We start from the raw sequence: 20,965 nt of genomic DNA on the forward strand, positions 1-20,965 counted from the left end.
ACCGTGCAGTCAGCAGTACTTGGACGACCCCTTCTTCCCCCACGAGCACTTGTCCGCGAGACGGCCACTCGGGTAGAGCAGGTAAGCGGTGTCACCGGTGTTGTTCCACACGTACCACTTCTTGCCCCAATACCGGTGCGTCGCGTTGTTGGAGCCCCGGCCGGTGTGGACGTAAACCGACTTGCGCCCCTTCAACGTGAAGGCCCCGAAGGTGTACGTGTACCCGGCCTTGTCGCGGATCTTCACGCCCTTCATGTTCTTGGACGACTTCGACGTGTTGAACAGCTGCACCCATTCGGCGTTCAGCGACGAGTTCGACCCCCGGTCGCTCCCCGGCGAGTTGTAGTACACCCGATAGATCTGCACGGCACTCGCGGCCTCGGCCGGCGTCGCCACCAGCAGCCCGGCCCCGCCCGCCACCGCGACGGCGGCGGCCCCCGCAACGAAAAGCCTCTTCACCCCTGTGGATCCCTTCCGATCGAACGAATCCCTAGAAGTACCGGTATTCGCTGATCGATGGGGCATCCTGACCACCTTGGGGCATCCCGCCAACCGACGGGATGCCCCAGGCGTCCAACGAACCGCGTTTGCCCAGGTGATCCGGGAAAACACGGGATCTCAGACCTCTTCGGGATCCCGCCCCACGGCATGCCGCCCGCCGTCCACCGGAACCACGGCCCCGTTGACGAAGCTCGATTCATCCGAAAGCAGAAAAGCCACAGCCGCCGCCACCTCATCCGGCCGCCCGACCCGCCCCACCGGATGAAGCAACCGCATCTCATTCTCGATCCGCGCGACCTCCCCGGGCGCCTGCCGCCCGAGAAATGCCTCATACCGTTCAGTCGTGATGGACCCGAGCGCCACGACATTCGTACGAATCCCGCGAGGCCCATAATCAACGGCCAAGGCCCGGCTGAACCCCTCAATGGCCGCCTTGGCCGTCGCATAAGGCAACGCCCCACGCACCGGCCGCTGCGCCTGATGCGACGACACGTTAACAATCGCGCCCCCTGTCCCGGCATCCAGGAACCGCCGCACGGCAGTAACACACCCCACCACCGCCGGCTCAAAGTTCATGGCAACAAGCCCCAGAAGCTCCCGAGCAGACGGGTTTCCGACGTCCCGAAAAACCGCGGCATTGTTCACCCACCCCACCAACGCCCCCACCTCCTGCGCGAGGTCGGCGGCCCGCTCGGCGACCCCTTCCTCAGAGGCATCACCCACGACCGAACTCACGCCCGGCCGATCCTCCGTCCAAGCCAAGGCCTCCGGGTCGAACTCGATGACGACCACACGCCCGCCACCCGCCACCAACCGCTCAACGATCGCGCGCCCCACACCCCGCCCACCACCGGTCACGACATACGACTCACCCACAGCACACACCTTCCTCTCGCCACCCGATCATGCACCCTCCCTATCATCCGGATGCGGTCCAATTGGTTCACAGGGCGCCACATGTATGATCTTGCCCATGCGAAATCCATTCAGCCGCGAGAACCGCGACGCACGCAGACTCGTCGCCCAGATTGAGAATGTCCTTGATAGAGAGCAGTTCCCCGAGTCCGAGACGGTCAAGGAAATGCTCAGCCGATACGGCCGCGAAACGCCAGACTCCCGCGGGCGAGGCGGCCCTGCTCTACGATCGGCGATCAAACACGCCCGCGACGAGAACCGCTGGACGGACGCCGTGCCGGTCTTCCTGGACGAGGCGGCCCGGCAACCCGACCACGAGACACCGTACGTCTGGCTTGTCAGTTTCCTCGACCGCGAGGAACGAGCGCGGAGCGCCATAGAAATCGCCAGAAGTGCCGCGAAACACTGCAAGACGAAGCATTCCCTGCTGATGCGCGCCGCCGAGGTCGCATTGTTCTCGGGTAACACGAGGGAGGCGATCCACCTCTTCAGCCAGTCGATCGCGACTGCGGGCCGACCACCCCGATACGACGAGCCCGGACTACAGCGTCCCTTTCTCTTCATGGCAGTATTCTTCGACCTCTTCGGCGACGCCGCTGGGGCAGGCTGGGTGGACGAGATCGACCTGGAAACAGAATTCGAGGCCGACTACGTCGACAGGATTCGCCGCGCAGCCCAAGATATAACCGACGAGGAACGGGCGCTCATCCGCGCCGAACTACCAGAAATCAGCAAGGCCCTCAAAGAGCGACTGCTCTCCGCCGAATAGTACCCGTGCATCGTCCGAGCGGCGGAACCGAGGCCTACGCCACATCGAACATGGCAAGGCATGATCCCGCCCCTGCGCCCACGGAGAACAAGGCAGAGGCGGGACCAGCGAAGTGACCGCGATCCGTGCTCCCAAACTCGGCCAGCGAGTCACCATGAACAACAGTCACCAGAAACCCCCGATCGTCAACCACCAAACCCGGACCAGTTTGCGCTGCCGCCACCGAGCCGACCGGCTCCCTGACCACGGCCAGGGGCAACCACCGCGCGTCCCACTACGTCGCCTGCCGCAACTCCCTACCGCAGGCCCGATCCCACACCGCCGGCCGCCGGTGGCCAGGCCGGGCATCGCGCCACTTCACGCTCGTTGCATCAAGGCGCGTCATCGGCCAGAGATTCGCCTGACGCCCACGGCCCCAACGGGGCTACGCCGGCCTGTTCCATGCCCTCAAGCACGTCCCTGATCTGAGGTCTCCCCAGTCTGGGGAACACCCGATCGAGGGCCTGCCATTCATCGGAGGCCTCGGTAGCGCCCCGGGGTATCCTCCGCACGATCTCCATGCACACGGTACGGGCTTCGTTCCGGTTCTTGATCAGCACCGCGATACTCGCCGCCTCTCCGTAGCGGCCCAAGTTCACCAGCGCGACCGCCGCCTGCCGCTGTTTGACGGACGTGGCCTCGTCGGACTCGACCATGCTCAGAAGTTCTTCGAGCCTGTCGTGCGACAGCAGCGTTCGAATATCGAGAGGGTCGATGTTGGGGGTGCCGGAACGCAGCCGGGAGCCGACCCGGGTTATCGCTCTTTCGATGTCTCCCAGCGCTTGCCGCTCTCTGATGAGCGGTATTTCCTGCGTGATCTCGTTGGCCAGACGCCTGGTCCCATCGACCGGTGAATTTCCAGTTGCACCAGAGAGCGCCTTCAAGAAACGCATTACCGAGCTCACGTCGGTGAGGATCACAGACTGGAAGGCTCGCATCGGTTCCCACAACCGCTCCACCTTAACGTCTATCAACAACGGCGTCGTCGGCTTGCCGAGTATCCAGAAGCTCGCCCATTCAGCCGTTATCCAGGGCCGTCCAACGGACTCCGGAGTGACGATGGAGTAGATGGCATCGCATTTTTCGATGCCCATTTTGATGCGTTCGCTCCACACCGTCCCAGGCGGAGTGTCATCGGACATCATCCAGAACGACACCCCCATCTCCACGCTCAGACTCTCTTTCAAGAAATGCGCAACAGGCTGATCGTAAGCAGCATAGCTGAGAAAGATCTTCATGTTTCCCCCGGAGCGTGACGGTGATTTGCGCAGCGAGATAAGCTCAGACTACATTCGGTCGCCTTCCCGCTTGCAAGATGGCCACGAGTGGACATGCGATCACCGTCGCGTGGAATTGCCGACACGGTCCGTCGGCCAAAACTTCTCGCAGTCGCCCCCATGGAACTCAGAGGGCGCATTTGGCCCAGACGATCTTTCCGCCTTCCAGGATCGGTCGGGTTCCCCAGTCGAGCACGAGATGGGACATCAGCAGCAGGCCCCGGCCCGATGTCGCCGCGAAGTTCTCTGGGCCGATCACAGGGAGGCCCTCGCCTCGGTCCCAAACCTCGATCACCACGAAGTCCGGTCGCGCGTCGCGGAAGAGGCGGACGATGATCGACCCCTCGCCGTGCCGGCAGGCGTTGGTCACCAGCTCGCACACCACCAGCCGTCCCACGTAGTCGTCCGTGGATCCCCACTCCCGGAACTGGTCGGCGAGGAAGCGGCGGGCGAGGGCGGGCGCGCGGTCACCGGGGTCGAGAACCACGGTCGGTATCTCGGGGGCAGGGGCTGTCGGCATGGCATGACCTCTTCGGACGTTTCCGCTGATCCGCCGGACAGCCTGCACGCTGAGCGATAGGTTCGCTACGTTCCGGATTGGACCGCAACAAACCGGAGGAGCCATGCGCGCGCGGGACTCATTGGACCCGTCACGATCGATCTGGCACTTCATCGCGGTTCACCTGCGCCGATACCGCGAAACGCACGGTATGTCGGGGCAAGCTCTCGGCGACGCCCTCGACTGCGATCGTTCGACTGTTTCCCGATACGAGTCCGCGACGCTCCGGCTCAAGCGCGCGCACGCCGAAACCGTCGACCGCCTCTGGGGGACGGACGGGATGTTCACGCACCTCGTCGGCTTCGCGGAGATGGCGGACGAGGGCGACTGGCTGCTGTCGCTCGCCGAGTTCGAGCGCCGCGCGACACGAATCCGCATGTGGGAGCCCACCATGATCCCTGGACTCCTGCAGACATCCGACTATGCACGTGCCGCGCTGATGGCAGGGACTTCCAACGAGCTGGACGCCGACTTGGAACGTCGCATGTCCCGCAAGGCCGCCGTCTTCGACAAGGAGGCCCCGCCACGCGTGACGGCCTACCTCAGTTGGGCCGCCCTGGCGCAACTGGTCGGCTCGCGCGAGATCATGCGGGACCAGCTCACTCAACTCATAGAGCTGAGTGAGCTTCCCCATGTGAATATCCGGGTGGTCGAGAACAGTGCAGGAGCGCACCCCGGGCTGGATGGTCCGATCATGATCCTCACGGTCGATGACCGCGATCTGGCATATGACGAAGCGACGACTCGTGGGCGGTTTCTGATGGACCCGATCGATGTCCAGGACGTCGAAGTACAATACGACTCAATTGGTGACATAGCCACCCCGGTCAGCCCGTCTAGGGCGCTCCTAGAAGCCGCATTGGAGAGATGGACGTGACCAGATGGCGTAAGTCGAGCCGCAGCGGCACCAGCGGACAGTCCAACTGTGTCGAGGTTGCGGCGCTCTCCGGAAACATCGGCGTGCGCGACAGCAAACACCCCGACGGCCCCCACCTCACCCTCACGGCCACCTCCTTCCGCCAACTCGCCACGAACATCAAGCGCGGCACACACGACCTCCCCTAGCAAGGCCGTCCGCTCAGGAGCCGCCCTGAAGGGGCAACCATGACCACGTGGCGCAGATCGAGTCACAGCGGTACCGGTCAGCAGTCCGACTGTGTCGAGGTTGCGGGGCTCTCGGGAAACATCGGCGTGCGCGACAGCAAACACCCCAACGGACCCCACCTCACCCTCACGGCCACCTCCTTCCGCCAACTCGCCACGAACATCAAGCGCGGGACACACGACCTCTCCTAACAAGGCTGCCTCTGCGTGAGGGTCGGTAGGGTGGGGGTGCGGATGGTTCGCTTGCGCTTGGGCGTGAGTGTCGTAAGAGGGAACCCGGTGTGAGTCCGGGACTGCCCCGCAGCGGTGAGCGGGAACGACCGCCGTCATCACGCACTGGGCCACGCGGCCTGGGAAGCGACGGCCAGTAGGACGCCTCGGAGAGGCGATGCCCGCGAGTCCGAAGACCTGCCTCCGCCCGTGCGCCGGCCGGCGTGCGGTGGTCCGCGGCCTCGTGGGACGGCCCGCGACACGGCAAGGCCGTGCGCCCTCCCGCGTGTCCGCCCGTGGCAGAGCGAGGGAAGCCGCCATGAACACCACGATCCTCGGATATCCCCGGATCGGCCCGAACCGGGAACTCAAGGTCGCCACAGAGAACTACTGGGCCGGACGTGCCGACGCCGGCGCGCTTGTCGAGGCCGGTGCCCGCCTTCGGGCGGAGGTCTGGACGCAGCTGCGTGACGCCGGGCTCGGCAGCGTCCCGTCCAACACGTTCTCGTTCTACGACCACGTGCTCGACACCAGTGTGTTGGTCGATGCGATTCCCGAGCGGTATCGGCACCTGACCGGGTTCGACCGGTACTTCGCCATGGCGCGGGGCGTGCAGGACGTCCCGCCGCTTGAGATGACCAAATGGTACGACACCAACTACCACTACATCGTGCCCGAGGTGGGGCCGGGGACGCGGTTCCGGCTGGCGGAGGGGGCGGCGGCCAAGCCGCTCGCCGAGTACCGGGAGGCGAGGGCGCTCGGGATCGAGACGCGGCCCGTGCTCGTCGGGCCGCTGACATACCTGTTGCTGGCCAAGCCCGCGGTGGACGGGTTCCGCCCGCTGAGCCTGCTCGACGGGCTCGTCGACGTGTACGCCGAGGTGCTGGAGCGGCTCGCCGGGGCGGGCGCGGAATGGGTACAGCTGGACGAGCCCGCGCTCGTCGAGGACCGGACGTCCGAGGAGATCGACGCGCTCGCCCGTGCCTACGCGCGGCTCGGGCGGCTGACCAGCAGGCCGCGGCTGATGGTCGCCACCTATTTCGGCACGATCGGTGTGGACGCGTTGCGGGTTCTCGCGAGGAGCCGTGTCGAGGCCGTCGGGCTCGATCTCGTCGCTGGGGCGCAGAACGTCGATGTGCTGGCGTCGGTCGGTGGGCTGCCTCGCAAGACGCTCGTCGCGGGTGTGGTCGACGGACGCAATGTGTGGCGGACGGACCAGCGGCGGGCCAGGGCGACCAGCGCCTCGCTGCTCGGGCTCGTCGACCGGCTGGTGGTGAGCACGTCGTGTTCGCTGATGCACGTTCCGATCGATCTGGACGCCGAGACGTCGCCGGCCCCCGAAGTACGGAGCCGGCTCGCGTTCGCCCGGCAGAAGGTCGGTGAGGTCGTCGCGCTCGGGCGTGCGCTGCGCGAGGACGTGCCCGCCGAGGCCGCGGCGGCCGGGCCGGCGGTCGACAGGGCCGTCCGCGAGCGGGTGAAGGCGATCGGCGACGCGCGGCGGGGTGACCGGGCCGTCCGGTTCGCCGCCCAGCGGGAGGCGCTGGGGCTGCCCGCGCTGGCCACGACCACGATCGGCTCGTTCCCGCAGACGCCCGAGATCCGCAGGATCCGCGCTGACCGGCGTGCCGGGCGCATCGGCGAGGAGGCCTACACACGGGCGATGAAGGACGAGATCGCCCGCGTCATCGCGTTGCAGGAGGACCTGGGGCTGGACGTCCTCGTGCACGGCGAGCCGGAGCGCAACGACATGGTGCAGTACTTCGCCGAGCAGCTCGACGGGTATGCGGCGACCGAGCACGGGTGGGTGCAGTCGTACGGGTCGCGGTACGTCCGCCCGCCGATCCTGCACGGCGACGTCGCGCGGCCCCGTCCGATGACGGTCGAGTGGGCGACGTACGCGCAGTCGCTGACGAGCAGGCCGGTCAAGGGGATGCTGACCGGTCCGGTGACGATGCTGGCGTGGTCGTTCGTGCGGGACGACCAGCCGCTCGCCGACACCGCGCGCCAGGTCGCCCTGGCTCTGCGGGACGAGATCGCCGATCTGGAGGCGGCCGGGATCCGCGTCATCCAGGTGGACGAGCCCGCGCTGCGCGAGCTGCTGCCGCTGCGGGCCGCCGACCGTCCCGCCTACCTGGACTGGGCGGTCGGGGCGTTCCGGCTCGCCACCTCGGGGGTCGCCGACTCCACCCAGATCCACACGCACATGTGCTACTCGGAGTTCGGGGAGATTATCGGGGCCATCGGTGCGCTGGACGCCGACGTCACCAGCGTCGAGGCGGCCCGTTCCCGCATGGAGCTGGTCGGTGACCTGCGCGCCGCGGGGTACGAGAACGGCATCGGGCCCGGCGTGTACGACATCCACTCCCCGCGCGTCCCGTCCGCGGAGGAGATGGAGGACAACCTGCGGCGCGCGCTCCGGGCGGTGGAGCCCGCACGGCTGTGGGTCAACCCCGACTGCGGCCTGAAGACCCGCGCCTATCCGGAGACGGAGGCGTCGCTGCGCAACCTCGTCGCGGCGGCCCGGCGCGTCCGGGAGGAGGTCGCGGGCTGACGCCCGGGAGTCGCGTGGCCCGCCCCCCCGCCGGGCCACGCGACGCCGGGCGGGGTCACCCGCGATCGGGATCGTCCAGCGTCTCGCAGAGCTGGACGATCTGTTCGCAGGCTTCGGTGATGTCGGTGATGGGGAGACGGCCGTCCGCGCCGGAGCGGGCGCACCAGCGGAACGACGCGGCCTCGCACCAGACGGTCAGGTCGCCCATGCCGTGCAGGACGGGTCGACCGGACTTCTCGGTGGGGGTGAGGTGGACGATCCCGCGCCGGACGATCAGCGCGTGGAGGTCCCGCGTGGCGTGCGGGCCGTCCACCCGCCAGACGTGGCGGCGGCGCACGGTGTGCGGGAGCGGGACGGCGAACCAGGTCGCCTTGCCGCGGACGGCCGGCGTCCGCAGCCGGGACCGCGTCGGGTGGTGGCCCCACCGGCCCCGCGTGAGGAGCTCGATGATCTCCAGGCCGCGGCCGTGGTCGAGGATGTCGTCGCCGGGGTCGGCGGGCGGGCGCCATCCGCGCAGCGTGTCGAACGTCTTGACGACCAGCTCGTCCTGGCCGTGCCCGTTGTCGCGCTGGTAGACCCAGAGTTCGGCTCCCGGGGCGCCGTCGCGGGACGTCGCGTGCTGCAGGACGTTGGTGGCCAGCTCGCTGACCATGAGCGTGATGTCGTCGACGTCGCCGATCGACAGGCCGAACGCGGGCAGGAGGCCGGTGACGTGGGCGCGGGCGACCCTGGCGATGGAGGTGTCCGCGGGGAGGGGGAGGGCGGCGCAGCCGCCGTTTTCCAGTCTCCAGGGAATCCCGCACATCGCTGCGGCCTTCGTCATGACGCCCACCCTCACAGCACAGGGTCGTTAGCGGAGCCGGTCGTGATCCAGACATTCGCGACATGCGCCCTCATGGTTCGCGACTCGCTATGTGTGAATCACAGTTCCAAGCTTCGCACATTTCTGGCGTCCCGGGGCGGCGGACCGCAAGGATCATCCACCCACGAGTGAGACGTTCACCGATGTGCCCGTAATGGCCCAAACCACGTCGCCCGGGGGCGCCTGAAACGTGTACCGGCGGACAGGGGACCGGCCCTCCGCGCCGCTGTAGCGTGGACGTCGCCTGAGAGAGGGCCGCACACATGAAGATCCCCCAGGGGTGCAGCCCTGGGGGATCTGTGTGCGGCCCGGGTCAGCGGTCGTAGCGTCCCGCCCGGACGTCCTCGAGGAACGACGCGAAGACGGTCCGGGCGACGACGTGCGCCCCGGCCTCCGGTGTCCTGCTGTCACGCAGCCCGGTGGCCGTCTCGAGGTCGGCGACCTCGACGCAGCCTCCGTTGCTGCTCGCGCTGGCGGTGGCCTTGAACCACCGTGCCTGAGAGAGATCCATACCGGTCTACTCCAGCGTTGAGATCAGTTTCTGCAGATGGTCCGCGGTGTCGGCTGGGCCGAGCGCCGCCTGGCGGATCTGGTCGAAGATGGCGTCATATGCCTCCACGTCGCCGGGGGTGTCGATCTCCTGGATCGCCGCGTCGTTCTCGAGGAAGACCATGGGCGGCTCGCCGCCGGGGAATCGGAAGATGTTGACCAGCGTGGACATGCCCGGGTGCAGCCCGTCCGCGAGCCGCAGCAGCCGCAGCTCCACGTTGGAACGCCGGGACATCGTCAGCAGATGGGCGAGCTGCGCCCGCCGGTCGCCGGCGTCGCCCCACTCGTACATCAGCGACGCCTCGGTGATGACCGCGATCAGCTCCGGGGCGTGCTCGTCCCTGTCGAGGATCTGCTGCCGCCTCAGCCGTGCCCGCAGGGCGCGCTCGCGCCATTCGGGCGTCCTGGTACCGGACGACAGGAGCGCCTGCATGTACGGCAACGTCTGCAACAACCCGGGAAGTACCAGCGGCATGACCACCCGGATGCTCGACGCGTCTCCCTCGAAGCCGGGGAACTCGTTGTCGTACACATCCGAGTAGTCACGCCACCAGGCCCGCCGGCGCGCGCGGGCGGCGAGCTCTTCGAGCTCGTCGAGATCGCTGCCCTCGTAGATGCGCGCCAGATCGCGGATATCGCTGAGCTCGGGCCGTACCCAGCTGTTGGCCTCGAACCGGCCGACCTTGCCCCGTCCCCAGTTCAGCCGGTCGCAGACCTGGTTGGCCGTGTATCCCGCCTCGACGCGCAGCTCCTTCAAACGGCGCGCCAGCCCCCGCTTGGCGATGGTGGCCCCGTACGCCTCGCTCACCGGAACCACCTCCCTTGACATCCGGCCGCCATCAGCATACGCCTTCCGAACTTGTGAATCACAGATCCGATCGGATCAGGAAGCGGCGCGATCGAACTCGCCCTTCTTGACACCGTCCAGGAAGCACGCCCACTCATGCTCGTCGAAGACCGAGATCAGGTCACCGGACGTGCGCAGCAGCGTCCACTCCCCGACGAACGCCACCTCGATGGCTCCCTCGTCCGTCTCCGACCGCTTCCACTCCAGGGCGTCCGGATCGACGCCCAGCTCCTCGACTGACGGTTTCCTCATATCGGCTTCCTCGCCACAGCGCAGTATCCCCACCGCGACCCATCACTGTCGGCGGCGTCAGGGTCTTCGGCACCCCACTGCCCAACGTAGGCGAGCTCCGCCGGGGCCCCGCCATAGGGCGGGACGATCTCCAGCCCGGTGAAGAACCGCTCGATGTCGGCACGCGCCCGGACGCGGACGGCTCCGGTGGACGACTTGGAGTACACCTCCTCGACCGTGTCGATCGCCTTGTCGGGCTGCCGCTCGCTGGTGATGGAGGACAGCACCAGGTAGCTGCCGGGCACCAGCCGGCTCATGTACCGCTGGACGACGCCCCACGGGTCGTCCTCGTCCGGGACGAAGTGGGTCACCGCGACCAGCAGCAGCGCCACGGGCTTCGTGAAGTCGATCAGGGCGAGGGCCTCCTCGTGCCCGAGCAGCCCGTCGGGGTCGCGGAAGTCGGCCGTGATGAACGCCGTCCCGGACGACCCGGCCAGCAGGTTCTTCGCGTGCGCCGCCACCATCGGGTCGTTGTCGGCGTACAGGACGCGGGCGTCGGGCGCCACCGCCTGCGCGGCGTCGTGCGTGTTGTTCCGCGTCGGCAGGCCCGCGCCGATGTCGACGAACTGCCGAATGCCGCCCTCGGCGAGCCGGCGCACCGACCGCTGCAGGAACCCGCGGTTCGCCCAGGCGGCGTCCTCCAGGTCGGGCATGTTCTTCCGGACCGCCTCCGCGGCCTTGCGGTCGACGTCGTAGTTCTCCGTTCCGCCGAGGATGTAGTCGTACATCCGGGCCGGGCTGGGGACGGTGATGTCCACCCCGGGAGGAGCCTTCTCCATGCCGCTCACCGTTTCGCCTCCATTGCCGCAACTTGTGATGCACGAATTATGAAGCAAGGCCCTTGACCGTGCGATGTTTCGGTCAACGCCGGTCCAGGGTTCGCCTCCCCTTCCCCGGGCATGGGCGAGGCGAAAGGGGGAAAATATGAAGACCGCGCCGGAACTCGCCCTGCGTCAGCTCACGATGCAGTTCGTCGGCAATGCGACCATGCTGCTGCGTTGCGGGCCGTTCACGCTGCTGACGGATCCCAACTTCCTGCACCGGGGGCAGCGCGCCTATCTCGGATTCGGGCTGACCACGCGGCGGCTCACCGAGCCCGCGGTGCGCATCGGCGACCTGCCGCAGTTGGACGCCGTCGTCCTGTCCCACCTGCACGGCGACCACTGGGACCGGGTCGCGCGCGCGAAACTCGACCGGGGACTGCCGATCGTCACCACGCCCCACGCGGCGCGCCGCCTCCAGGGATGGCACCGCTTCCGGCACGCCGTCGGCCTGCGCACGTGGGAGTCGCACACGCTGGTCAAGGACGGGGCGCTGCTGCGCGTCACGTCCATGCCCGGCCGGCACGCTCCCGGCCCCGTCCAGTACATGCTGCCGCCGGTCATGGGCAGCCTTCTGGAATTCGGACCCGCCACCGGCGATGTGCAGTTCCGCCTCTACATCACCGGTGACACGCTGATGTTCGACGGAATCGAACAAATAGCCCGGCGCCACCGCGACATTCATGTGGCCGTCCTGCATCTGGGCGGCACCAGGCTGCCCGGCGGCCTTCTGGTCACCATGGACGCCGTCCAGGGCGCCGATCTCATAGAGACGATCCGTCCGGCGACCGCGGTGCCCGTCCACTACGAGGACTACACCGTGATGACCTCATCTTTGGAGGATTTCCGGCGGGAACTGGAACGCCGTGGACTGTCCGACAGGGCCGCCTACGTCGCCCCAGGTCAGACTCACACCTTCACGCACCCGTAAAGGCGCATGACTCGCGTCGGCTGGGTAGACGCGACACATGACCCGAAAGCTGGACGGAATCATGTTTCAGATCGAGGACATCAGGCAGTGGCGCGGCCGGGACGTCATCGACGCGTCCGGGAGCAAGGTGGGCCAGCTGGAGGCCGTCTACGTCGACACGCTGACCGACGAGCCGTTCTTCGCCACGGTGAAGGTCGGGCTGCCGACCCGGCAGCGCCTGGTGTTCGCGCCGCTGGACGGCGCGACATTGGGCCCGGAGCACCTCCGGCTCGCCTACCCGAAGAAGCAGGTGAAGGACGCCCCGTCGATCGACACCGACGGCGAGCTGCTCGCCGCCGCCGAACCGGCGGTCTTCGCCCACTACGACATCCCGTACAAGGCGGGCCCGAGCGAGCGCCGCCTGGCCCGCCGCTGACGCCTCCGGCGCGGTCGCGCCGCCCCGTCCCGGATAGGACGGGACGGCGCCGCCTGCCGCCGCTTGCTCACCAGCGGTACCAGCGGCCTCGCCGACCGGACGGTCCCGTGCCGCGGGCCACGAAGCCCAGCAGCCACACCAGCAGGACGACGGCGGCCACGATCCACAGGACCTTGAGCGTGAAGCCGACCCCGAACAGGATCAGCGCGAGCAGCAGTACCAGGATCATCAACCAGGGCATCGGGGGCCTCCTCGTGGTGCGTCTCAGCGCCTCGGGTGTGCCCCTTTCAGGAAGGTTGATACATGGCAAAGGTCTCGTTTAGAGCGCTTTGCCGTTCGTGATGTGCAGCCGGGTGTGCAGCCCGGCGACGTGCAGGATGCGGCGCACCCGCGGCTGCGGATCGCACAGGGACAGCAGCCGTCCGCGCCGGGCCATCAGCTGGTGCGCCCGCACCATGACCGACAGTCCGCTGGAGTCGATGAACGCGAGTTCGGAGAGGTCCAGCAGGAGCCGGTGCGGGTCGTGCGCGTCGATGGCGACCGCGATGTGATGCCGCAGGTCGTCGGCGGTGGAGCAGTCGAGCTCGCCGGTGAGGCGCAGCTCGGTGGTGGGCTCGTCGGGATGGACGAGGATGTCCAGCAGAAGCAGGCCGCCGGCGCAGCTGATGCTGCCTTGCGCGGGCGGCGAGGTCGAACGGTCGGCCGAGGTCACTGAGCCTCCAAGGGCTGCGCGGGATCTCCGGGCCGGACGGGGGCAGGGGCCGGACCATCGAGAAGGGAAGATCAAGATCGGGTCGGGGATGGTCGGCACGTGCGCAGGTTCAGGCGTCGCCCCCGCTCAGGACCTCGGCGGCGAGGTCGGCGACGCGCCGGCGGCTGGCGCGGGCCCGCCGGCGCAGCCGGTTGAAGGCCGCGACGGCGTCCTCGCCGTGGGTCGCCATCAGGAAGCCGATGGCGCGTTCGATGACCACCCGGTAGTCCAGCGCGTACTGCAGCTGGGCGGCGGTGGCGCTGTGCTCCTGGGACGCCAGCGCGGCCGCCACGAGCTCCCCGGCGAGCCCGGCGTAGGCGCGCAGTGCGACGATGTCGGACTCGTCCCATTCGGCGGGCTCGGACTGGTAGACGTTCAGGGTGCCGACCGGGCTGCCGCCCAGCAGGATCGGGACGCCGGCCACGGCGCGCACCCGCTCGTCGAGCACCTCCGCGAGCTGGGGCCACCGGGCGTCCGAGCGCACGTCCTTGGTGGTGACCGGGTGCCCCACGACGTAGGTGTCGTAGCAGGGCCCCTGCTCGGCGCGGGCCTGCGCCTCCTCCAGGGACCGGCCGGCCTCGTCGCCCGCGGCCACGTAGCGGAGTTGCTCCTCCTGATCGATGAGCATGATGCCCGCGCCGTCGTAGCCGAACAGGCGGTCCACCGAGCTGACCACCCGCTGCAGGGCGCGCACGACATCAGGTTCGTGCGGAGCCTTCCGCAGGCGCTTCAGGCTCGCCCCCAATGCTTCGCTGTCGATCTGCACGGTGTTCCCCGTCCTCGGATGCCCGTTAATGGGACGTCATGGCGCCACGGCCGTCCTGGTCGTACGCCGGCGGAGGCACGGGGAGCCGGACCAGAAGGTCGGCCGCGGTGTCGGCCAGGCTCTGCCCGACCGCGATCTGGTCGCTCGTCCACGCCCCCGGTGTGATCCGGTAGAAGTTCAGCGCCCCGATGACGGCACCGCCGGCGTGCACGGGCACCGCCAGCACGGCCCGGACCGGTGCGGCCCGGCGCGCCAGCCTCGCGTACGCGGTGCCGCCGCGGCCCTCCAGGTCGTCCACGGCGACCGGGTGGTCGGCGGCCACGGACTCGTGGGCCGGGCCGTCCCGCTCGGACTGCTCGGCGTACTCCAGCTCCAGCCCCTCGGCGGTGGACCCGGCCACCGCGCGCAGCCCCGCCTCCGGGTCGTCGAGCATCAGCGCCACGCCGTCGGCCCGCGAGATCGCGACCATCGAGCGCAGCGCGCGGCACAGGCGTCCCGCCGCCAGGAACAGGGTGCGGTCGGTACCGGAGAAACCGGTGCCGGAATCGTTCGCCATGATCGTCACCTCGGGCAGCCGTCAGTGCTGATCCGCGGACACAGGGCGGAACTTCCGCGTCGACTCTACCCGTGCCCGCGCGATGTCACCCCCACACCCGGACGAGACCCGACATTCCGCATCGCGGGCAAAATCCCGTTAATACGCGCTTGCGTACACGGGCCCAGGGTACGGGGGCGACCGAACCAAGGAGGGAAAATGATCGACACACTGCACAAGTGGGGCCTGAAGTCGAACATCATGTACATGGCGGGAATCGGGTCGATCGGGCTGGCGTTCGCCTCGTGGGCGATGTCCAACCGGCTGGAGGACGCCGGTCTGGAACGGGCCGACCGATGGGGCATCTTCGTCGGTGAATGGGCCCCGACATTCTTCGCCATGGGCATCGCCCTGCGCATGGAGGAAATGCGCGACAAGACGATGGACATGCTCGGGCGGCGCGACGCAATGAACGAGCGTGTCGCCGGCCGGGAAGCGCACTCGACCACGGTCCGCTGACCGCACCGCGGCCCACGCTTGTCGAGGACGGGTGTGGAAGGCGGATGCAACCGCCCGGCCGTCACGTCCCGAAGGACCGTGCAGAACCTCACGGACGACGCTGGAGGAAGCGGTGGATCTCTGGCACCGGACGGCGCGCGATCCCGTCGTGGTCGTCGGGGCGGGCCTCGGCGGCCTGTCCGCGGCGCTTCACCTGGCCGCGCGGGGCCGTGACGTGCTGGTCGTCGAGGGCCGCGGCGCGCCGGGCGGCTGCTGCGGGTCGGTGACCTCCGGCCCCTACCGGTTCGACACGGGCCCGTCCGTGCTGACCATGCCGGACGTGCTGGCCGCCACGTTCGGCGCCGCGGGCGTGGACATGGACGGCGTGCTGCCGCTCCGGCGGCTGGATCCGTCGTACCGGCTGGCGTTCCCTGACGGCTCCCGGCTGGACGTGGTGGCCGGCGCGGAGCGGATGGCCGGCAACGTCCGGGAGCTGTGCGGCCCGGCAGAGGCGGCCCGGTACCTGCGTTTCCGGCACCGCCTCGGAACGCTCTTCGAGGCGGAATGGTCCTCATTCATCGACGCGGACATGACCCGGCTGCGCAGCATGGCCCGCCCTTACGCGTTGCTGAAACTGGCGGCGGCGGGCGGGTTCCGGAGACTGGACCGATGGGTGTCCAGCCAATTGACCGACGAACGCCTTATCAAGGCACACACTTTCCAGTCCCTCTACGTCGGCTTGGCTCCCCACAAAGCACTGGCCATCTACGCGATCATCGCCCACATGGACACGGTGAATGGCGTCTTCTTCCCTTCCCGTGGCGGTATGCATGCCATTCCCCAGGCGCTGGCTGACGTGGCGGAAAAATCTGGCGCAACTTTTAGATACGGAGTCGTGGCCGAGCGGGTGGAGACGGACGCGTCCGGGGTGACGGCCGTCCGCCTGAACACAGGCGAGCGGCTGCCCGCGAGCCACGTCGTCGTCGCCTGCGACCTGCCGCGCGCACACGCCGGGCTCCTCCCCGAGACGGCAAGCGACTGGCGCCTGCGCAGCCCCCGCTACTCGCCGTCCTGCCTGGTCATGCACTTCGGGCTCGACGAACGCCTGCCCGACCAGGCCCACCACACCCTGCATTTCGGCCGCCACTGGCGGGACGGGTTCGGCGCCCTGACGGCCGGCCGCCCCCAACCCGACCCGAGCCTGCTGATCACCTATCCCGGAGACGCGACGCTCAGCGTCCTGGAACCCGCCCCCAACCTGACAGGCGGCGCCGACTGGGACCACCTCACCCAACGCCTGCGGAACCGGCTGGCCGACCTCGGCTACGACCTGCCGTCGGCCCCGCGACTGATCATCGACCCGCCCGCATGGGCCCGGCTCGGCCATTCGGCGGGCACCCCGTTCGCCCTGGACCACCGCTTCCGGCAGACCGCGTGGTTCCGGCCGTCGGGCCGCAGCCGCGTCCCGCGGCTCCACTTCGCCGGCATGTACACCGCCCCCGGTGTGGGCGTCCCGCCCGCCCTGATCTCCGGAAGGCTCGCCGCCGCCCGGATCCTGGAGGACGCCCCATGGCGCTGACCGCGAGCTACGAGCACTGCCGCCGCCTCAACGCCCGGCACGGCCGCTCCTTCTACCTCGCCACGCTGCTGCTCCCGGAGTGGAAGCGCAGGCACGTGCACGCCCTCTACGGGTTCGCCCGCCACGTCGACGACATCGTCGACGAGTGCGGACCCGGCGACCCGGCCGCACGCGCCGCGGCCCTGGACGAGGTCACCGCCCGCCTGGACGCCGCGATGGCCGGCGAGCCCGTCCGCGACCCGGTGCTGCCCGCCTTCGCGCACACCGTCCGGTCCTTCGACGTCGGACGCGCGGACATCGACGCGTTCCTGGAGTCGATGCGCGCCGACCTGACCGTCACCAGCTACAACACCTACGAGGACCTGCGGGCCTACATGGAGGGATCAGCCGCGGCCATCGGGCTGATGATGCTGCCGGTCCTGGAGACCGTGCCGGGCGCCCTGCACTCCGCACGCGAACCCGCCCGCGAGCTGGGCCGGGCGTTCCAGCTCACCAACTTCCTCCGGGACGTCTCCGAAGACCTCGCCCGGGGCCGCGTCTACCTCCCTCTGGAGGACATGGCGAAGTTCGGCGTCACCGAAACCGACCTAGCCTCCGGAACCTGCACCCGCCCAATGCGAGACCTAGTGGCTTTCGAGGCCAACCGCGCCCGCGACCACTACCGGCAAGCGCTGCAAGGCGTGGAACTGCTGACCCCGTCCTCGCGCCCCTGCATTCGCGCGGCGCACCAGCTGTACGGCGGCATCCTGGACGAGATCGCCGCCGCGGACCACGACGTCCTGACCGGCCGCGCCCGAGTCCCCCGTAGACGCCGAGCCGCGATCTACGCCCGCCACCTCCTAGCGGCCAACGCCGCCACCCGAGCCGAACGCCGCCCAGAAACCACCTGAAATGCCCACCCCACCACCCGACCACGCCCCCACCAAAGACTCCGACGCGGGTGGGGGGTTTGTTGTGTTGGATGCGATGGGGGGTGATTCTGGGCCCGCGGTGGCGGTGGCGGGGGCGTTGGTGGCTTGGCGGGAGTTCGGGGTGCCGGTCGTTCTGGTGGGACGGGCGGAGGTGGTCGAGCGGGAGTTGGGGCGGCAGGGCGGTGTGGGCGAGTTGGACGTCCACCATGCCGACGAGGTCGTTCCCATGGCCGAGGCGGGGGCGCGGTCAGTGGCGCGGCGGGGGGCGAGTCTCACGGTGGGGTGCGAGCTCGCCCGGCGAGAGGGGGCGCCGTTCGTGTCGGCGGGGTCGACGGGGGCGGTCGTGGCGTGCGCGGTGCGTGCGTTCGGGCGGCGCGAGAGTGTGTTGCGTCCCGCGCTGGCCGTCGCGCTTCCAACGGCGGCTGGGTCGACAGTGCTGGTCGACGCCGGCGGGACCGCCGATCCGTCGGCCGAGATGCTGGCGCAGTTCGCGACGCTCGGCGCCGAGTATGCGCGCGGCGTGCTGGGCGTGCGCGATCCGTCGGTGGGGTTGCTGTCTGTCGGTTCCGAGCCTGGGAAGGGGAATCGGCTTGTCCGGGATGCCGCGAGGTTGTTGCCGGACATGCCGGTCCGCTTCCACGGCAACGTCGAGGGGCATGACGTGCTGGCGGGGACCGTCGACGTGGTCGTCACCGACGGCTTCACCGGAAATGTCGTCCTGAAGAACATCGAGGGCTGTGTCCGCACCACGCTCGGCATGGTGGCGCGTGCTGGGCTTGCTGAGACGGGTCCGCTGGACGAGGTCGCGCGGCTGTACGCGGCCGACACGCACGGGGGTGCGGCGCTGCTGGGGCTGGACGGGACGGTGGTCGTCGCGCACGGCTCGTCCGGGCCCGCCGCCATCGCGCGTGCCTGCGTGGTGGCGCGTGACCTGGCGGTCAGAGGGGCGGGTGTGTGAGCGGGTCAGGCGAGGGGGTCGCGGCCGTCCCATGTGCCCTGGCTTCCGTAGGGAGCGAAGCGGGCGAAGAGCTCCTCGCTGTACCAGCCTTCGTCGCGGACGCGTCCGATGACGTCGCGGTGTGCGGTCCGGCCGTAGGCGAAGCACCGGACGGCATTTTCCTCGTCCCACAAGGAAAATGTGGCCTGCCGGGCCAGCGGCCACTCCCCGATGCCGACGGAGGCGAGGCAGCCGTCCTGGTGGCGCAGCAGCCTGTCCACGTCGGGGACGGCGCGGTAGAACGCCACGAGGCGGCGCGGGCGGATCGACGCCCGGGTCAGCACAGCCACCGGCCCGCGCGGGGCCGGGCGGGCAGGGACGTCCTCGAACGGGTCTCGCCCACCCCAGCGGCCACGGGACGTGATCGGCGCGAGGCGCACATGCCACGACTCCTCGGCCTCCGCCCGCCATCGCGCCGCCATCCGGGAGCGCGCCAGGAACCGCTCCAGCGCCGGTTCGCCGTCCCACACGGCGAACAGCGCCCAGCGGCGCAGGTCGGCGCCGAGACTCATCGACCGGCCCCGGCCCGTGCCGAGCAGCCGCCAGAACCGCAGGCCGCCGGTGCCCCGCAGTTCCGGACGGTCGAACGCCATGTACCGCATGGCGTCCACACCCGCGTACCTGACGAGGTGAAACGAGGCGATGATTCCCGTGCTCGTGGCGGTCATCGGCGGCTACCTGCTCGGTTCGGTGCCGGTCGCGGTGCTCGTCGGGCGCGCGCACGGCTTCGACCCGCGTGACGTCGGCGACCGCAATCCCGGCTTCTGGAACGTCATGGAGCGGCTCGGCTGGAAGGCGGCCGCACCCGTCTTCGCCGGCGACATGCTCAAGGGCACGGCGGCGGGCCTGCTCGGCCTGCTGGCGAGCGGGGCCGAGACGAGCGCGGCGGGGTCGGTGGCCGGGGAGAGCGTCCTGCCGGTGTACGCGGCGGTGGCGGCGGCGATGGTCGGCCACGCCTGGCCGGTGTTCGCGGGCGGGCGCGGCGGACGCTCCATCCTCACGTTCGCCGGCGGGTTCGCGGTGATCTGCCCGGCGGCGTTCGCGCTCGGTGTCGCGTTGCTCGTCGCGGGGAGCCTGACCTTCCGGTCGTTCGCCCGGGGCACCCGCCTCGCCGTGTTCTCGCTGCCGGTGCTGCAACTGTTCTTCGCGCCGGTCGAGCAGGTCGCCGGAACCGGGGCGCTGATGTGCCTCATCGGGCTGCGCTTCGGACAGGCCGCCCTGGCGGGCCGCCGGACATGACCGCCTCCCGCCCGTACCCCCGCCCGCGCCAGGCCCGCGCCGGAGACAACGCCGACCGCGTCAGCCGGACGGCCGCGGCCACGTCCAGCAACGGGGAAAGCGCGAGCCCCAGGCCCGGCCGCGCGTAGCTTCCGCGCAGCGCGGCCACCAGCAGGAACCTCTGCGCCAGGAGGGCGAGGTCGAGCGGTGTTGGACGTCCCATCGCGGCCCGCAGGACGGGCAGTGCGGCCGTCAGCCAGACCGTCGCCACGTCCATCGCCAGCCGTCGAGCCGGGGTCACGTCCCGCAGGGAGATCGACCGGCCCCACTCCCGCCACACCGCGCCGGCCGACTCGTGCATGTCCACTCCGAGCAGGGGACCCGCGTCCAGGAATCCGACCCGCCAGCCGTCCCGCGCGAGGAGCCGTCCGAGCGCGACGTCGTCGGTGAGGTGGCCGCGGACGCGGGCGAACCCGTCGGCCTCGGCCATCCGGGCCTTCCGAAACGCCATGCACTGGCCGTTGACCAGCAAACGTCCGGCGGACGGCGCCGCGGGCCCGACCGGGCCGAACCGGTAGACGAGCGTCGCCAGCAGCGACGCGTGCAGCGCCTGCTCGGCCACGCCTCCGCAGATGAACCGCGGCCCCACGCTGACCAGGTCGTAGCGGTCGAGCAGTGCGGCGAGTTCCGCACAGAGCCCGGCTTCGGGACGCGTGTCGGCGTCCAGCAGGACCACGACCGGCCCCTTCGCCGCCTGGACGCCCTGGTGCAGCGCCCACTGCTTGCCGACCCATCCGTCCGGCAGCGGCGCGCCCGTGACGACCGTCGCGCCCAGTTCCGCGGCCAAGCGCGGCGTGCCGTCGCGCGACTCGTCGTCCACGACGATCACCTCGCTCACCGCGGGGTCGGCGAGCACCCGCACCAGGCACCCCCGGAGGCGGGCCTCCTCGTCGCGAGCGGGGACCACCACCGAGATCGCCTCCGCCGGCTCACCGGACACCCCGGCTCTCAGCGGTGTCGGACGTCCACGCCCCCGCGCCAACCGCCCCGCCACCACCCCGGCCGCCAC

General features: G+C 69.6%; 27 protein-coding genes and 1 riboswitch. Of the genes, 12 read left to right on the forward strand and 15 right to left on the reverse strand.

All coding sequences use genetic code 11. The annotated features are described in order from the left end of the window. Positions 1-9 precede the first annotated feature (9 nt). Together K8Z49_RS27295 and K8Z49_RS27300 are read right to left on the reverse strand one after the other, a co-directional pair. Positions 10-459 (reverse strand): lamin tail domain-containing protein, encoded by a 450-nt coding sequence (locus K8Z49_RS27295; protein ID WP_244938514.1) that lies wholly within the window; start codon positions 457-459, stop codon positions 10-12. Positions 460-618: 159 nt separating this feature from the next. After that, positions 619-1,377: an SDR family NAD(P)-dependent oxidoreductase gene (locus K8Z49_RS27300; protein WP_412515558.1), complete on the reverse strand. Its 759-nt coding sequence runs from the start codon at positions 1,375-1,377 to the stop codon at positions 619-621. 97 nt (positions 1,378-1,474) lie between these two features. Here K8Z49_RS27300 and K8Z49_RS27305 point away from each other — a divergent pair, with 97 nt between their 5' ends. Beyond that, on the forward strand, positions 1,475-2,185 hold the full coding sequence (locus K8Z49_RS27305; protein WP_146877412.1) for a hypothetical protein: 711 nt from the start codon (positions 1,475-1,477) through the stop codon (positions 2,183-2,185). 371 nt (positions 2,186-2,556) lie between these two features. Here K8Z49_RS27305 and K8Z49_RS27310 read toward each other — a convergent pair whose 3' ends face one another. Both K8Z49_RS27310 and K8Z49_RS27315 read right to left on the reverse strand, forming a co-directional pair. Next, positions 2,557-3,462 carry a toll/interleukin-1 receptor domain-containing protein gene (locus K8Z49_RS27310; RefSeq protein WP_111830799.1) on the reverse strand — a complete coding sequence of 302 codons (906 nt, stop codon included), beginning with the start codon at positions 3,460-3,462 and terminating at the stop codon, positions 2,557-2,559. A gap of 166 nt (positions 3,463-3,628) precedes the next feature. After that, positions 3,629-4,021 (reverse strand): ATP-binding protein, encoded by a 393-nt coding sequence (locus K8Z49_RS27315; protein ID WP_412515560.1) that lies wholly within the window; start codon positions 4,019-4,021, stop codon positions 3,629-3,631. A 103-nt stretch (positions 4,022-4,124) separates the two neighbouring features. On the opposite strand from K8Z49_RS27315, the gene K8Z49_RS27320 reads away from it, so the two are divergent. From K8Z49_RS27320 to metE, 4 genes are all read left to right on the forward strand, one after another. After that, the gene (locus tag K8Z49_RS27320; protein ID WP_111830800.1) at positions 4,125-4,937 is read left to right on the forward strand and encodes a helix-turn-helix domain-containing protein; all 813 of its coding nucleotides are present in this window, start codon (positions 4,125-4,127) and stop codon (positions 4,935-4,937) included. Next, complete coding sequence (locus K8Z49_RS27325; RefSeq protein ID WP_075025037.1) at positions 4,928-5,125, forward strand: DUF397 domain-containing protein; 198 nt, start codon at positions 4,928-4,930, stop codon at positions 5,123-5,125. Before K8Z49_RS27320 ends, K8Z49_RS27325 begins: the two co-directional genes overlap by 10 nt. 39 nt (positions 5,126-5,164) lie before the next feature. Next, complete coding sequence (locus K8Z49_RS27330) at positions 5,165-5,356, forward strand: DUF397 domain-containing protein (protein ID WP_412515561.1); 192 nt, start codon at positions 5,165-5,167, stop codon at positions 5,354-5,356. Positions 5,357-5,399: 43 nt separating this feature from the next. Beyond that, positions 5,400-5,578, forward strand: a riboswitch (cobalamin riboswitch). Positions 5,579-5,693: 115 nt separating this feature from the next. Then, the gene (gene metE / locus K8Z49_RS27335) at positions 5,694-7,925 is read left to right on the forward strand and encodes a 5-methyltetrahydropteroyltriglutamate--homocysteine S-methyltransferase (RefSeq protein WP_412515562.1); all 2,232 of its coding nucleotides are present in this window, start codon (positions 5,694-5,696) and stop codon (positions 7,923-7,925) included. 55 nt (positions 7,926-7,980) lie between these two features. Here the strand turns inward: metE and K8Z49_RS27340 are convergent, their stop codons facing one another. The 5 genes from K8Z49_RS27340 to K8Z49_RS27360 all read right to left on the reverse strand — a co-directional run bounded on the left by K8Z49_RS27340 (position 7,981) and on the right by K8Z49_RS27360 (position 11,253). Continuing rightward, a complete protein-coding gene (locus K8Z49_RS27340) occupies positions 7,981-8,748 on the reverse strand; it encodes an ATP-binding protein (protein WP_412515563.1) in 768 nt (255 codons plus the stop codon). A gap of 352 nt (positions 8,749-9,100) precedes the next feature. Continuing rightward, positions 9,101-9,298: a DUF397 domain-containing protein gene (locus K8Z49_RS27345; protein WP_021592120.1), complete on the reverse strand. Its 198-nt coding sequence runs from the start codon at positions 9,296-9,298 to the stop codon at positions 9,101-9,103. A gap of 6 nt (positions 9,299-9,304) precedes the next feature. After that, positions 9,305-10,144 (reverse strand): helix-turn-helix domain-containing protein, encoded by an 840-nt coding sequence (locus K8Z49_RS27350; protein WP_181663203.1) that lies wholly within the window; start codon positions 10,142-10,144, stop codon positions 9,305-9,307. 75 nt (positions 10,145-10,219) lie between these two features. Further along, positions 10,220-10,435, reverse strand: a complete 216-nt coding sequence (locus tag K8Z49_RS27355) for a DUF397 domain-containing protein (protein WP_075025031.1) — start codon at positions 10,433-10,435, stop codon at positions 10,220-10,222. Beyond that, on the reverse strand, positions 10,432-11,253 hold the full coding sequence (locus tag K8Z49_RS27360) for an SAM-dependent methyltransferase (RefSeq protein WP_024935950.1): 822 nt from the start codon (positions 11,251-11,253) through the stop codon (positions 10,432-10,434). The genes K8Z49_RS27355 and K8Z49_RS27360 overlap by 4 nt, the downstream gene beginning before the upstream one ends. Before the next feature lie 145 nt (positions 11,254-11,398). On the opposite strand from K8Z49_RS27360, the gene K8Z49_RS27365 reads away from it, so the two are divergent. Both K8Z49_RS27365 and K8Z49_RS27370 read left to right on the forward strand, forming a co-directional pair. Next, a complete protein-coding gene (locus K8Z49_RS27365; protein ID WP_021592124.1) occupies positions 11,399-12,226 on the forward strand; it encodes an MBL fold metallo-hydrolase in 828 nt (275 codons plus the stop codon). Positions 12,227-12,263: 37 nt separating this feature from the next. Continuing rightward, complete coding sequence (locus tag K8Z49_RS27370) at positions 12,264-12,641, forward strand: PRC-barrel domain-containing protein (protein WP_412515564.1); 378 nt, start codon at positions 12,264-12,266, stop codon at positions 12,639-12,641. A gap of 67 nt (positions 12,642-12,708) precedes the next feature. Here K8Z49_RS27370 and K8Z49_RS27375 read toward each other — a convergent pair whose 3' ends face one another. The 4 genes from K8Z49_RS27375 to K8Z49_RS27390 form a co-directional block, all read right to left on the reverse strand. Then, on the reverse strand, positions 12,709-12,882 hold the full coding sequence (locus K8Z49_RS27375; protein ID WP_021592126.1) for a hypothetical protein: 174 nt from the start codon (positions 12,880-12,882) through the stop codon (positions 12,709-12,711). A 78-nt stretch (positions 12,883-12,960) separates the two neighbouring features. Beyond that, complete coding sequence (locus K8Z49_RS27380; RefSeq protein WP_021592127.1) at positions 12,961-13,353, reverse strand: STAS domain-containing protein; 393 nt, start codon at positions 13,351-13,353, stop codon at positions 12,961-12,963. Between the two features lie 109 nt (positions 13,354-13,462). Continuing rightward, positions 13,463-14,158, reverse strand: coding sequence for a GAF domain-containing protein (locus K8Z49_RS27385; protein WP_412515565.1), 696 nt, complete (start codon positions 14,156-14,158; stop codon positions 13,463-13,465). Positions 14,159-14,183: 25 nt separating this feature from the next. Beyond that, positions 14,184-14,714, reverse strand: coding sequence for a GAF domain-containing protein (locus K8Z49_RS27390; protein ID WP_021592129.1), 531 nt, complete (start codon positions 14,712-14,714; stop codon positions 14,184-14,186). A gap of 198 nt (positions 14,715-14,912) precedes the next feature. Between K8Z49_RS27390 and K8Z49_RS27395 the strand changes: the two genes are divergently transcribed. The 4 genes from K8Z49_RS27395 (at position 14,913) to K8Z49_RS27410 (ending at position 18,639) form a co-directional block, all read left to right on the forward strand. Next, on the forward strand, positions 14,913-15,212 hold the full coding sequence (locus K8Z49_RS27395; protein WP_021592130.1) for a hypothetical protein: 300 nt from the start codon (positions 14,913-14,915) through the stop codon (positions 15,210-15,212). 112 nt (positions 15,213-15,324) lie between these two features. After that, a complete protein-coding gene (locus K8Z49_RS27400) occupies positions 15,325-16,770 on the forward strand; it encodes a phytoene desaturase family protein (RefSeq protein ID WP_412515566.1) in 1,446 nt (481 codons plus the stop codon). After that, positions 16,761-17,660: a phytoene/squalene synthase family protein gene (locus K8Z49_RS27405; protein WP_412515567.1), complete on the forward strand. Its 900-nt coding sequence runs from the start codon at positions 16,761-16,763 to the stop codon at positions 17,658-17,660. Before K8Z49_RS27400 ends, K8Z49_RS27405 begins: the two co-directional genes overlap by 10 nt. A 1-nt stretch (position 17,661) precedes the next feature. After that, positions 17,662-18,639 (forward strand): phosphate acyltransferase, encoded by a 978-nt coding sequence (locus tag K8Z49_RS27410; RefSeq protein WP_412515568.1) that lies wholly within the window; start codon positions 17,662-17,664, stop codon positions 18,637-18,639. 5 nt (positions 18,640-18,644) lie between these two features. On the opposite strand, the gene K8Z49_RS27415 is transcribed toward K8Z49_RS27410, so the two are convergent. Next, positions 18,645-19,346 carry a spheroidene monooxygenase gene (locus K8Z49_RS27415; protein ID WP_412515569.1) on the reverse strand — a complete coding sequence of 234 codons (702 nt, stop codon included), beginning with the start codon at positions 19,344-19,346 and terminating at the stop codon, positions 18,645-18,647. Between K8Z49_RS27415 and K8Z49_RS27420 the strand changes: the two genes are divergently transcribed. After that, positions 19,321-19,917 carry a glycerol-3-phosphate acyltransferase gene (locus K8Z49_RS27420; protein ID WP_111830808.1) on the forward strand — a complete coding sequence of 199 codons (597 nt, stop codon included), beginning with the start codon at positions 19,321-19,323 and terminating at the stop codon, positions 19,915-19,917. The two genes, K8Z49_RS27415 and K8Z49_RS27420, sit on opposite strands and share 26 nt — an antisense overlap. On the opposite strand, the gene K8Z49_RS27425 is transcribed toward K8Z49_RS27420, so the two are convergent. Further along, entirely contained in the window at positions 19,868-20,896 is a 1,029-nt protein-coding gene (locus tag K8Z49_RS27425; protein WP_412515570.1) for a glycosyltransferase, read from the reverse strand. The two genes, K8Z49_RS27420 and K8Z49_RS27425, sit on opposite strands and share 50 nt — an antisense overlap. Positions 20,897-20,965 lie beyond the last annotated feature (69 nt).

Source organism: Actinomadura madurae, from assembly GCF_047130825.1.
Classification (GTDB): domain Bacteria; phylum Actinomycetota; class Actinomycetes; order Streptosporangiales; family Streptosporangiaceae; genus Spirillospora; species Spirillospora madurae.